Annotated in this window: 14 protein-coding genes and 1 tRNA gene; 8 read left to right on the top strand and 7 right to left on the bottom strand. The window is 36.0% G+C overall.

Annotated elements, in window-relative coordinates; translation table 11 throughout:
* Positions 1 to 22: 22 nt before the first annotated feature.
* Positions 23 to 1,162 carry an efflux RND transporter periplasmic adaptor subunit gene (locus A0F92_RS15120; RefSeq protein WP_167517135.1) on the top strand — a complete coding sequence of 380 codons (1,140 nt, stop codon included), beginning with the start codon at positions 23 to 25 and terminating at the stop codon, positions 1,160 to 1,162.
* A gap of 46 nt (positions 1,163 to 1,208) precedes the next feature.
* On the opposite strand, the gene A0F92_RS15115 is transcribed toward A0F92_RS15120, so the two are convergent.
* The 6 genes from A0F92_RS15115 to A0F92_RS15090 all read right to left on the bottom strand — a co-directional run bounded on the left by A0F92_RS15115 (position 1,209) and on the right by A0F92_RS15090 (position 6,760).
* Positions 1,209 to 1,997, bottom strand: coding sequence for a hypothetical protein (locus A0F92_RS15115; RefSeq protein ID WP_068248182.1), 789 nt, complete (start codon positions 1,995 to 1,997; stop codon positions 1,209 to 1,211).
* 70 nt (positions 1,998 to 2,067) lie between these two features.
* Complete coding sequence (locus A0F92_RS15110) at positions 2,068 to 3,273, bottom strand: hypothetical protein (RefSeq protein ID WP_068248180.1); 1,206 nt, start codon at positions 3,271 to 3,273, stop codon at positions 2,068 to 2,070.
* 74 nt (positions 3,274 to 3,347) lie between these two features.
* The gene (locus A0F92_RS15105; protein ID WP_068248176.1) at positions 3,348 to 4,196 is read right to left on the bottom strand and encodes a type 1 glutamine amidotransferase; all 849 of its coding nucleotides are present in this window, start codon (positions 4,194 to 4,196) and stop codon (positions 3,348 to 3,350) included.
* Positions 4,197 to 4,259: 63 nt separating this feature from the next.
* Positions 4,260 to 5,375: a M42 family metallopeptidase gene (locus tag A0F92_RS15100; protein WP_068248174.1), complete on the bottom strand. Its 1,116-nt coding sequence runs from the start codon at positions 5,373 to 5,375 to the stop codon at positions 4,260 to 4,262.
* 18 nt (positions 5,376 to 5,393) lie between these two features.
* The gene (locus A0F92_RS15095; protein ID WP_068248165.1) at positions 5,394 to 6,308 is read right to left on the bottom strand and encodes a UbiA prenyltransferase family protein; all 915 of its coding nucleotides are present in this window, start codon (positions 6,306 to 6,308) and stop codon (positions 5,394 to 5,396) included.
* On the bottom strand, positions 6,308 to 6,760 hold the full coding sequence (locus tag A0F92_RS15090) for a hypothetical protein (RefSeq protein WP_167517134.1): 453 nt from the start codon (positions 6,758 to 6,760) through the stop codon (positions 6,308 to 6,310). Before A0F92_RS15090 ends, A0F92_RS15095 begins: the two co-directional genes overlap by 1 nt.
* A gap of 55 nt (positions 6,761 to 6,815) precedes the next feature.
* On the opposite strand from A0F92_RS15090, the gene A0F92_RS15085 reads away from it, so the two are divergent.
* The 7 genes from A0F92_RS15085 to A0F92_RS15050 all read left to right on the top strand — a co-directional run bounded on the left by A0F92_RS15085 (position 6,816) and on the right by A0F92_RS15050 (position 12,156).
* The gene (locus A0F92_RS15085) at positions 6,816 to 7,784 is read left to right on the top strand and encodes a LuxE/PaaK family acyltransferase (protein WP_068248159.1); all 969 of its coding nucleotides are present in this window, start codon (positions 6,816 to 6,818) and stop codon (positions 7,782 to 7,784) included.
* Between the two features lie 31 nt (positions 7,785 to 7,815).
* Positions 7,816 to 7,899: transfer RNA gene (locus A0F92_RS15080), tRNA-Leu, on the top strand.
* 547 nt (positions 7,900 to 8,446) lie between these two features.
* The gene (locus tag A0F92_RS15070) at positions 8,447 to 8,881 is read left to right on the top strand and encodes a rhodanese-like domain-containing protein (protein ID WP_068248150.1); all 435 of its coding nucleotides are present in this window, start codon (positions 8,447 to 8,449) and stop codon (positions 8,879 to 8,881) included.
* 2 nt (positions 8,882 to 8,883) lie between these two features.
* Entirely contained in the window at positions 8,884 to 9,393 is a 510-nt protein-coding gene (locus tag A0F92_RS15065; protein ID WP_068248147.1) for a TlpA family protein disulfide reductase, read from the top strand.
* Positions 9,394 to 9,436: 43 nt separating this feature from the next.
* Entirely contained in the window at positions 9,437 to 10,111 is a 675-nt protein-coding gene (locus A0F92_RS15060; RefSeq protein ID WP_068248141.1) for an ArsR/SmtB family transcription factor, read from the top strand.
* 717 nt (positions 10,112 to 10,828) lie between these two features.
* Positions 10,829 to 11,458: a hypothetical protein gene (locus A0F92_RS15055; protein WP_068248138.1), complete on the top strand. Its 630-nt coding sequence runs from the start codon at positions 10,829 to 10,831 to the stop codon at positions 11,456 to 11,458.
* Positions 11,455 to 12,156, top strand: a complete 702-nt coding sequence (locus A0F92_RS15050) for a DUF3307 domain-containing protein (RefSeq protein ID WP_068248135.1) — start codon at positions 11,455 to 11,457, stop codon at positions 12,154 to 12,156. Before A0F92_RS15055 ends, A0F92_RS15050 begins: the two co-directional genes overlap by 4 nt.
* Before the next feature lie 54 nt (positions 12,157 to 12,210).
* Here A0F92_RS15050 and A0F92_RS15045 read toward each other — a convergent pair whose 3' ends face one another.
* The gene (locus tag A0F92_RS15045; RefSeq protein WP_068248132.1) at positions 12,211 to 12,498 is read right to left on the bottom strand and encodes a hypothetical protein; all 288 of its coding nucleotides are present in this window, start codon (positions 12,496 to 12,498) and stop codon (positions 12,211 to 12,213) included.
* Between the last annotated feature and the right edge of the window lie 4 nt (positions 12,499 to 12,502).

Raw genomic sequence — 12,502 nt, 5'->3', positions numbered from 1 at the left:
TAATTCAAAAAAAATGACTAAAATGTATAAATTAATTTTTGTGGCTATTACAATCAGTGTCTTACTGGCTTGTAAAAATTCGCCCTCAGCTACTGAAACTCAAAATGATACCGGTAAAGCCGATACCATTGTAGTATTAAATGATACGCAATTTCGTAATGCAGGCATTCAATTAATACAACCCATTAAAAAAATAATGCACCAAACAGTTACTATTAATGGTATGGTTGATGTGCCTCCGCAAAGTATGATATCAGTGAGTATTCCTTTAGGTGGATACTTAAAAAGCACACATCTTCTGCCCGGAACCAATGTACACAAAGGAGAAGTGATTGCATTAATGGAAGATCAGAGTTATGTACAGTTACAACAGGATTATTTGGTAGCTAAAGCAAAACTTGGTTTTTTGGAAACTGATTTACAGCGGCAAAAGGAATTAAGTAAACAGGATGCAACCAGTAAAAAAACATATCAGCAGTCTTTATCTGATTATAATGTTCAAATGGCCATGTTAAAGGGTATGGAAGAAAAACTCAGGATGATTAATATCAATCCCGCTAAACTAACCATACAAAATATATCCAGAACTGTGCAATTGTTATCGCCTATTACCGGCTATGTAACAAAAGTGAATGTGAATATTGGCCGATATGTAAATCCTTCAGATGTTTTGTTTGAATTGGTAAATCCGGATGATATACATGCCGCCATGACTGTTTTTGAAAAAGATATAGAATTGTTTCAGAAAGGTACTGCCGGAAAAGTTTCATTAACCAGCGATACTGCGAAAAAATATGATGTAGAAGTGATTTTAGTTACTAAAAATGTAAATGATAACAGAACGGGAATGTTGCATTGCCATTTTGAAAAACTCAATCACAGTCTTTTACCCGGTATGTTTTTAACCGGTGTGTTTGATGTTACCAGTCATCAGGCTATTGTGGTTCCGGAAAATGCAGTAGTGCATTACAATGGTGCTGAATATGTGTTTGTGCAAAAAGAAAAAAATACTTTTGTTGCAACGCCAGTTGAAACAGGGCTTTCACAGAATGGATATGTAGAAATAAAGCCCAATGGTTATATAAATTGGCTATCGGTGCAATTAGCGGGTGGAAATGCATATGCGTTAATGGGAAAACTAAAAAACAAAATGGAAGATTAATGTTATAAAAGTGTTCCTAACGGTTTTTTGCAACAATGCATCTCCGTTAGGAATTCTTTTTATGCCCCCATTTTATTTTTCTGCCGATTAACACTTTAAATACCAAACCATCGGTTGCAGGAGTTAAACCCCATCCGGGACCAATATTTACTTCCCAATCGTTATTATTTTCTAAATCATAAACAAGGAATAGTGCATGGTTTTCCTGCGGCAGTTGTTCAAAATTATTGATAGGCCCAACGGAGCCATAATATTCAAATCCAAAATCGGTATTTTTAAAAAATTGATAAGCAACTTTTACATTGGGCTCAAAATCAGGCGCTTTATGCTGGTCAATTCCTTTTAAAGCTACACCTACAGTAGGATTGAATGAAACATATAAATTCTTCCATTGTTTATCAACGATAGGTCTAATCTCAATACTCCACGTGTCGGGTGAGTAGTATTTACTTTGGTAACCAAATTCTGTAGAGAGGCTTAACCCAACCGGTAAATGCCAGCTTAATGGTGCCATAATTCTTGGCCGGATATGCGAACCTATTATTTGATAACCATATTCGGAAGTATAATTGGAAAATAAATAAAAGCCTAATTCAAAATTATCGGTAATACCGTTGGTGATTTCCAGTGTTTCATGCAGGGCGTGGTTAGAAGGTCGTACGCCATCTATGATGGCTTTTTCGCCATTAAATGTAAAATTACTGTGCAATTCAAACATGGCAGACCCTTTGGGTTGTGTTTGTGAACCGTATACCTGTATTTCATAATTATCCTGTGCATAGCCAAAGCAGCTAATGCAAATGAAAGAGAGGGTAAACAAAATTTTTTGCCTCATATTTAAAAGTAACCTAAACCATTGTTAACTGCAGAATTCAATGTGTCACTCATCACTTTTTAAACGAAATTTAAGCAGGTTGTTCAAAATATGCCATGCTGCCGCCCACCCATTCTTGGTCCTTGTTATACCTTGTTCCAATCATTTTTCCTTTACTTAATCTGGCTAAATTCATCATTGCTTTGGGGCGTTTCCAGTCTTCATCCCAAAAATAAAACAGTCTGATTTCAGCTTTTGCAGGTGTGTCGGGCGTTTCAATGATGGCAGCATAATCTACTTTTTTTTGAATAATCCAATTTTGAGGGTCAGGTATTGCTGTAATGTTTTCCTGATTAACATCTATAATAACCCCCTGGCCTGCAAATGAAAAGACAGGTTTTACTACATATTGGTTTAAATTTTCAGGCAAAGGATGCACACAATTTAAAAAATGTGTTTCAGGTATATTTGGGTGTTCAATAAATGGTAACGTGTATTTGCTGATGCGATAAAACCAATTCGGATGCGGAATCCATTCTGCTTTTACAGGGTTAAAAAAAATAGCTGCTGCTTTTTTCTGAACGGTAGTGGATTGCTGTAACAATTCATCAAAAATTATTCGATTGTATATTCTGTATACAGGTGTTTTTTGGCCCCGATGCAGATAGAAAATATTTTCATTTTCAACCATTAATTCTGTTAGGCAAACTGTTTCAATGCCTGTATAATCTTTTGTGCAATAAAAATCAATTCTGGTTTTTTGCCGGTGTGGAAATAATTCCAGCAATATTACATTTTCAGGAAGATGGTTGCCAATAATTATTTTTTTGAGCGTTTGTATATAACTGTTTGCATCATAACCATTTAAGAATGCAGTATATTGTTTTGGTATTTCAAAATGTTGCCTTAAAATTTCATCATATAATACCTGGAAGGAAAACAAAGATGGGAATCCCTGCATTTCAATTAATTGAGGATCTATAGCTCCATTCTCTCCGGTGCAAATGCCAAAATCAAATGCAATAAAATTTGTATAATCCGTTTCATTTGGAACCATGAGTTGTTGAGGAACAGCTTGTTCTGTAAGTTTTTTAAAATTGGTAGCAACAATAACATCTATAATGCTTTCACAAGCACTCAGCATTTTTTTTGTAAAAGAAGCCGGAATAAAAATGGGTGTTTCAGCCACTCTGAAATCAATGGCACCGGGATGTTTACTGTTCAGTGATTGCAGGAAGTGCTGATATTTTTCTTCAGAAAATGCACTATTAAATGATTGGCGAATAGATGGTACCATAGTATTTTTTTTCTGTACTATGAATATATAGCCTATTCACCATATACCATCATTTGTTCTTTCTAAAATGCCATTTATATTGAAACTGTCTGTTTCACTCCTAAAGCCATTGTTAAAAAATTAGGAATGATATGGTGATAAGTAAACATAATTTTATCGGGGTCTTGTAATTGTGCTACCATGCTCTGCCATTTTTCTTCTCCATGTTCATCAATTACGGCCTTTTTTTTATCTGCCCGCTGTAAATACATTTGCATACCAACCGCATCTGCTTCCGGATGAAATTGTGTTCCGATAAAAAAAGGATTAAATCGAATGGCCATCATGGCTCTTTCATAAGGAAGATGGGGTCTTTCTTTTTCTATGGCTAAAAATGCACCGCCCATGGCTTCAATGTGTGTTTCATTTGGTGCAATTACCTGATAGTTGCGGCTGTCAACTGCATAAAAAGGATCAGATAAATTTTGAAAGAGTGGCTCCTTTTTTCCGGCGTGGAGGAGATGCACCGGGAAAACACCAAATGAGGTAGATTTTCTTGCACAAACGGTTCCTGCCTGATAATGCCTGCAGACTAATTGAAAACTATGACAAATAAAAAGTATATGTTTTTTTAAATCGTTATTTGATTCATGTAAATTGAATGTTTCAATGGATTGCAGCCAATTAAAATAAGCGGCTTCCCATTCACTACCTTCACTGTCGAGGGGAGAACCGGGCCCGCCACTGGAAATATAAGCATCGAAGGATGTATCAGGAACTGCTAAATGTTGGCGAACATCAAATACCTGCATCTGTATTTTTGTGTTATTCAAAATACCCCATGCTGCGATGATGTCTTTAATACATCGCATACCTTCATTTGGCTGGCCATCATATAAATCCAGAATTGCAATGCGTTTTTGGGCATTTATAGAATCATTCATCCGGCAAAAATAAAGAATTGCAGGAATGTTGTTTTTTACCGGATGAATGAAGTTGTTTTTGTATTATGAAAAATAGCTTAAATTGGTTTTTGGGGTAAGTGCAATTAATGTTTCATAAATTAAGTGAATGGTTTGTTCAATGTCTTTTTTATGAATCATTTCTACGGTAGTGTGCATATAGCGCAGTGGCATGGAAATGAGCACGCTGGGGCAGCCATCATTGGCGTAAGCAAAACTATCCGTATCGGTTCCGGTGCTTCTGCTTACTGCACGCATTTGCAGTGGTATATCATTTTTCTTTGCTACTTCTTCAACAAAATGAAGCAGTTTGTTGTGAACTGCAGGTCCATAAGTAGGTGAGGGGCCTTTACCGCAAGCTACATCGCCTTCAATATTTTTGTTAATCATAGGCGTTTGGGTATCGTGTGTTACATCAGTTATAATGGCAACATCCGGTTTAATTCTTCTGGCAATCATTTCAGCACCACGTAAACCAATTTCTTCCTGAACTGCATTCACAACATACAATGCAAATGGCAATTTTACTTTATTCTCTTTTAACAAGCGTGTCACTTCGGCAATCATAAATCCGCCAATACGGTTATCAAAAGCTCTGCCAATAAAATAGTCGTTGGCTAATTCATCAAAGCCATCGGCATAGGTTACCACTGCGCCAATATGAATGCCCAATGCTTCTACTTCTTTTTTGCTTCTTGCACCGCAATCTAAAAACAGATTTTCAACCTTGGGCTGATTTTCTTTCTGATCGCCGTTACTCATGCGGGTATGAATAGCCGGCCATCCAAATACCGCTTTTACCGGCCCTTTTTTGCCATGAATATAAACACGCATGGAAGGTGCGATCTGATGGTCAACACCGCCATTTCTTTTCAAATAAATCAAACCCTGGTCTGTAATGTAATTAACATACCAACTGATTTCATCGGCATGCGCTTCAATCACGACTTTAAATGCCTCATTTGGATTGATAACACCCACTGCAGTTCCGTAGGCATCGGTAAATGTAGTATCTGTATAATTTTTTATATAGTTTAGCCACAGTTTTTGTCCGCTACTTTCAAAACCAACCGGCGATGGAGTATTAATATAGCTTTTTAAAAATGCCATAGAGGCTTCCGGTAACATTGCTTTTGCTTTTGATTTCTTTTCTTTTGACATATTATTCAATTTTAATGTTTAGAATAAAGTACTGAAAATACCACAACAGGCTTTTACCAGCATTAATCCATCAATAATAATAAGATAATACATAATGCTTTGCCGTTTGTGCATTGAGTATGCCACAGTGAGAATGAGTATAAATGGAATGGCATTCCAAATAATTCGTGCTGCACTGAAATGGTGTGTAATGGTATACACTAAAAAAGTGCCAAACCCTATTACACAAAGTGGAATAAGAATATAAAAAATTGTTTTACGCAAACCTACTCGCACAACAAATGTTTTGAGTTGTTGATTATAATCGGTGGCATAATCTTTTATATCAAACATAATACACAATACAGTAATATACATAAAGTTTTTGATGAAAAACATTATATCAAAACTATTTAATTGAAATGTAATATGTTCTGTCATAGCGCGGTAAAGTATAGGATAAATGGTAATGGTACCCGCCCATACAAATCCAATTACAAAAGGTTTTAACCAGCCTGTATTTCTTAAATTAAAATGCTTAAAGTTCGCAAAGCCTATACCGTAATACAAGCCTGCTACAATTGGAACGGAAAGCCATAGTAACCACTCTGTAGCAGTCATATTGAAAATATGGTGCCAGCTGCTTTTTAACAGCAAACAAAAACAAAGCAGGCTAATGATGGATAAGCTGATTTGGGATATCCATACCCAACGGTGATGTTTTACATACCAGTGAGCTCTTTTGTTAGCTGAATCTTCTAAATTTTCGGTAAGATATGCTTTGGTATAATAAACAACGGTTGCAGCAAAAACTAAAACATAATAGAGCCATGGGTTGAGGGGCACATTCAACTGAAAGGCAGTTTCAATAGATAATGCTACAACACAAATACCATAAAAGTAATTGCCAAAAAAAATTGCGGGTATGATACCCCTGTAAGCTTTTAATTGCATCAGGGTAAAAGTACAATATTCGGCGAAACAAGCGTATCACTGGTATGCCCGGCTAAATCTTTCAAAACAAACCTGAAATAGCAGGTATCCGGCACATTCCCACATCCGGTAATGTAATAATAACCGGCACCTGTAACATTGTTAATGAAATTAATATCAAAGTTGCCTTTCAGGTTTTTGGTAGAGGGGAAGTTGGGTACCTGAAAATTAATGGCAAAATTTGCAATAGGACTGGTAGGGCATACTTTTGAAACTTTTTGAATCCACATACTATCCTGTACGTCTCCTTCTTTATCGGTAAATTCAATATTAAAGGATAGCGTTTGCCCTTTGGCAACAACAGTACTGCTTACACTTTTTAAGGTTAATTGCGGTTGGGTAGTGTATTTATTTTTCGAACAACCTGCTATTAGTCCGGTTAAACAAAAAATCATTAATATTTTTGCCTTCATATTTTGCATATTCTATTCAAATATAATTCATTCATCTCAACATTATTTCGCTATAATGGAACTTCTTAACAAGATTTTTTCAATTACACCTCAAAATAAAACAGACGTAATTCAGGAAGTGTTTCATTTTCAATTAAAAAATAACACCGTTTATCGCCAATGGTTTGAATTAACTGGCGGTAAGCAGCAAAATACAATTGATTCCATTCCTTTTCTTCCCATTTCCTTTTTTAAAAGTCATGTTATTACAACTACAGCTTTTGAACCTTCCATTATTTTTGAAAGCAGCGGCACCACCGCAACCGTAAATAGTAAACATTATGTAAAAGATTGGCAGATTTATGAAACCAGCTTTTTAACTGCTTTTCAACTATTTTATGGTGCCCCGCAAGATTGGTGTATTATTGGGTTACTGCCTGCATATTTGGAAAGGAAGCATTCTTCATTAGTGGCGATGGTGCATACATTGGTGCAACAAAGCAGGCATCCTGACAGCGGTTTCTATTTGTATGAATATGAACAATTGCATGCTACTTTACAGCGTTTAGAGGCAGCCGGCCAGCCGGTAATATTAATTGGAGTTACGTTTGCCTTGCTTGATTTTGCCGAACAATTTCCGCTGCCTATACAAAATACCATCATTATGGAAACAGGGGGTATGAAGGGTCGAAGAAAGGAAATAACCCGTGAAGCATTGCATCGGCAATTAAAAAAAGCTTTTGGTATATCTCATGTGCATGCTGAGTATGGTATGACAGAGTTGTTATCGCAGGCCTATTCATCCGGAAATGGCCGGTTTTATTGTCCACCCTGGATGCAGGTTTTGGTGAGAAATGAGGAAGATCCTTTTGAAGTAAAATTACAGGGGGAAGGTATTTTGAATATTATTGATTTAGCCAATCTGTATAGCTGCAGTTTTATTGCTACGGATGATGTGGGGAAAGTATATGAAGATGGTAGCTTTGAAGTTTTGGGCCGTTTAGATAATAGCGATATTCGCGGATGTAGTTTGTTGGTTACATAAATGCAATTATATTTGCAGCCCTGAAACAAATGCCCAGGTGGCGAAATTGGTAGACGCACTGTGTTCAGGTCGCAGCGTTCGCAAGGATGTGCTGGTTCGAATCCAGTCCTGGGCACTTCATTGGAATTTAGGTAATCTGTTTGGAGGTTACCTTTTTTATTTTCCGCTGTAATTCTTTGCAGTAGAGGGATTGACAAAAATAGGCTATTGATTTTTTCAGTTCGAACTTCACCTTTTTTTTATCAAACAGGATTCCTTCTGGGAATACAAGATTTTGTAGTCTGCGTTTATTTTCAAAGCTTGCTGTAACCCATATACTGATTAGGTTCTGGGCAATCATCAAACATTTTTCAACTGCTTTTTCAAGGTTCGAACCATTTATTACAGATTTGCTTAATTCTGTTTGTAAAAAGGTTATTTCATCCTTTATCTATTTCATCCATCACGTATTTGTGTATACTAGATTGTAAGCAAAAAATTAGACAAAGCACTAGAACAGTATATACGCTAATTCTTACAACAAGAACCATTGCCCACAGCAGCCTGTTGTAATATATTTCATTAGGAAGCACAAAAATAAAGTCGCCCTTAAAGAAGTATTCAATATTTCTATTGAATAGAAGAAGAGAGTTGTCGTATCTTTGTAAAAAATACAAAACAATATGCGATATTTTATTTTTCTATTTGTAGCGATGCTGACTTTCAGTAACTGGGCATCTGCACAACAAAAACAAGAACCCTGGGCGAAAAGTCAATTAATGGAAACGGCTACACTGGCGTCAAGAATTACAAACAACAAAACAAAAGATCTGTTGATTTTATCGGTAGGACCTGATGCCATTATTAAAGGTTCTGTTGATATTGGACCGGCCAACAATCAGGAGAATATTAAGAAACTAAATAGCTACCTGAAGAATGTTTCAAAGGACAAAAAAATAGTTATCTATTGCGGATGTTGTCCGTTTGATAAATGCCCTAATATCAGACCTGCATTTAACACCCTAAAAGAAATGGGCTTCAAAAATGCGAAGCTGCTTAACCTGCCTAAAAACATTAAAGCAGATTGGTTAGATAAAGACTACCCAACAAATGATTAAGGATGAAAAGAACAATCTTCTTATTACTGATAATGCTTTTTTCGGGCTATCTCTTTGCTCAAAATTCTACATTAAAAGTTGGAGAAAATGCCCCAGAAATAGCACTACCTAAAGTTGACGGTACTGCTTTCTCTCTTTCGTCATTAAAAGGGAGAATAGTGCTTATTGATTTTTGGGCTACCTGGTGTGCCCCTTGTGTAAAAGAACAGCCAGAACTGAAAGCCTTGTATGAAAAATATGCAAACAGCGTAAAAAATGGAAAATTTGAAATACTGGGTGTATCGTTAGACAAAAGTAAAGAAAACTGGCAGAAAACTATTGAACGTTTCAAAATTGACTGGCTACAGGTAAGTGATTTGAAATTCTGGAAAAGCCCTGTGGCAAAAGACTATGGTATCGAAGGACTGCCTTTTAATGTATTAATTGATGAACAAGGCAAAATAATAGCCATCAATTTACATGGAAAAGAGTTGGAAGAATTAGTACACAAGTATCTGAATGTCGAAAAGTAAGTTCAAGTTTCATTTTTAAATTAAACTGCAAATAACAGTACGTATGAACAAACGGGAATTTAAAGATAAGGTGTATGGAGAATTGTCTAAAGTGGCTAAAGCAATGGCAAATCCGGTAAGGCTGGAAATTATAGACCTTTTGGCACAAGGACCGTTTTCTGTTGAGCAAATTGCCAATTACACTGGACAGTCGGTAGCCAATGCCTCACAACATTTGCAAACACTTAAAAATGCAAAACTGGTAAAGGTAGTACGCAACGGTAATTTTATCAATTATTCTCTGGCAAGTGAAAATGTTTTTAATACCTGGGTTTGTATGCGTGAGTTAGGATTGGCTTACAATGCCGAAGTAGAAAAAATAATAACCGAATTCAGACAAGGACAAAGTAGTGATATGAACGCCGTTGATGCAGACACTTTATCAAAGATGATTGAGAATGATGAAGTGGTATTGCTTGATGTGCGTCCACAGGACGAATATAAGAGAGGACATATCCATAAAGCCCTGTCAACGCCTATTGACCAATTAGGGGCATACTTGAAAAAACTACCAAAAAGAAAAATGTTAGTAGCTTATTGTCGTGGACCGTTTTGTGTATATGCAGATGAAGCCGTAGCTATATTAAAAAACAATGGTTACAAAGCTGTTCGTATGGATGAAGGATTTCCTGAATGGATGCTGAAAGGTTACCCGGTGGAATATGTTGAAGCAGAATAGTCAAGGAATTATTTAGAGTAACAAAAAGAGGATGTATCAAAAGCAAAAAGAAGGGGTTGAGATTTGCATAAACGAAAATTTTCTCCATCCCCTTGCCGAATAAAAAGAGGCTGCATAGCACTTTTGATATAGCCTCTTTTTTACTAATGAACCTCATTTAATATCCACACAATACCTTTAGATCCTAAATAGCTCTTTGATATAAATAAATGGCCAAGTGATTCAATAATAAATTTGTGAAAGGAAGTGGGGTGAACTTTACGAATGATTAGACAACCAGGTCTATTTCGTGTATCAGTCCCCACCGCCTCTCACGGTACTGTATTAGCCCCTTAAAAGAATGGAGAAGTTTTTAGAAACAGTTTGACTTATTAAAATTGGGATTAAATAATTTAATAAGCTATATTCCATTTCAATAAAGAATTACAGCCAAAAATTAGTTTTTTCAAATTTTTTAATTTCTTATCGTTAAAAATAATAAATTCAAATATCCTTCATAGCGAAGGCTTTTTTAGTAAGTTAAAATCTCATTTAAATATTCTACTAAACTATTCGTACTATATCTAGCAAAATGCACTTCACCATTTTGGCGGTTAGAATAACCGCCTTTTTTTTCTCAAATAATTTAATGTTCGTACATATATACGAATTACTTAAAAATTCGGTTTTTTAAACGAATTATTGAAAAGTTTGTATATTTATGCAAACGAACTTTTTATGGCAATGCACGCTGTACTTACTTGCGATATTGTAAACTCTACCCGGCTTCCTGCCTTGAAAGCTAAAAAATTAATGCAGGCAATACAGCAAATTTTTTCCGGTTGTATCATAGAATTTTATCGCGGAGATAGTTTTCAGGTATATCTCTCGCATCCTAAAGATGCATTAAAACTGGCCTTACAGGCACGATTGGCTGCCATTCAACTATCTTTTGGCGATAAAAATAAGGTAGCATCAGATATTAAAATCAGTATCGGCTTAGGAACAGTAGAAATGCCGGTGAAAAATTTAAAAACAGCACGTGGAGAAGCTTTTTTACTTTCAGGCCGGCTGTTTGATACAATGGCAGCATTGAATCAAAGACTTGTATTCGGAATACAGCATGCTTTGGCCCAAGAGGCTTTGCAAATTTTATCCGCTTATGTGGATGCTATTTTTAATGAACTGACTGCAAAACAAGCTGCTGTTTTAATAGAGTTAATGAGGGGTGAAATGCAACAAACAATTGCCCTGAAAATGAAAAAAAGTAAAAGTACTATTCATCAGCATGTGGTATCGGCCCGCTGGCAGGAAATTGAAGCATTGTTGAAACATTATGAAAATATTATTCAATTAATTATGGTATGAATACGGCACTGATTTGGTTCATCAAATTGATTTTATCACACCTGTTAACCGATTTTATTCTTCAGCCCACAAGCTGGATAAAAGCGCGTTCCAGCCGTCATTTTCTAACGTTGCATTTATACCTGCATGCTTTTATTACTGCATTGGTGGTTTGGTGTATGCTGGGTTTTCAATACCATTGGGTGGTTATAGTAATTTTTATTACGCACCTGTGCATTGATGGGTGGAAATCTTATCAAAAACCAACAGTACAATATTTTATCATCGATCAGGTATTGCACTTTCTGGTAATTGTTGCTTGTTGGTATTTTACTTTTTTTAACCTGGGTTCTTTGTTGGCTATCCTTCAGCCATATTATGAAAATGTTAAGGTGTGGAAAATAGTAACAGGATTTGTATTCATTACAACCCCAGCAGCAATTTTTATAGGCCAGTTTACCCGCCAGTGGCGCGATAAAATTGAATTTGCAGAAAACCTTGCCAATGCCGGAAAATGGATCGGTATTGCAGAACGGATCATAGTACTGATATTTGTTTTATATGCACAATATGCAGCCATTGGTTTATTGGTAGCTGCAAAAGCACTGATTCGTTTTAATGAAAAAGATCGTCAGGAAATAAAAACAGAATATCTGGTAGTGGGTACATTATTGAGCTTAGCCATTGCCGTAGTGGTAGGTGTGCTGATTAAATTATAATAAACAGCGTTAAAGCAACAATATCAAAATGAACCCCGAATAAATGCGCTTTCATTATAAAGAGGAGTAATGAATACCCGATATACTTTGATGAATTTCAAAACAATAAATATCTGCCATTTTAATATTACTCCATTGTTGCGCATCATAATGAAAAGGATTGCATTGGTCCAAATGTGTTTGGATCTCCAATAAAATTCGCTTCATTTTTTCTTCATCTGTTCCCATTTGCTGCAATAAATCCATAAATGCATCAATTTGATTCTTTACTTCATCCTGATTGCCGGCAACAAGAATTTTTTCAAGAAGTTCCTGATAATGGGGTTGAATAGCGGGTAGCATACAT

Source organism: Hydrotalea flava, from assembly GCF_001623405.1.
GTDB classification, from domain to species: Bacteria; Bacteroidota; Bacteroidia; order Chitinophagales; family Chitinophagaceae; genus Hydrotalea; species Hydrotalea flava.
Note: the sequence above shows the minus strand (reverse complement) of the source record. Positions and strands in the feature narration are given on the sequence as shown.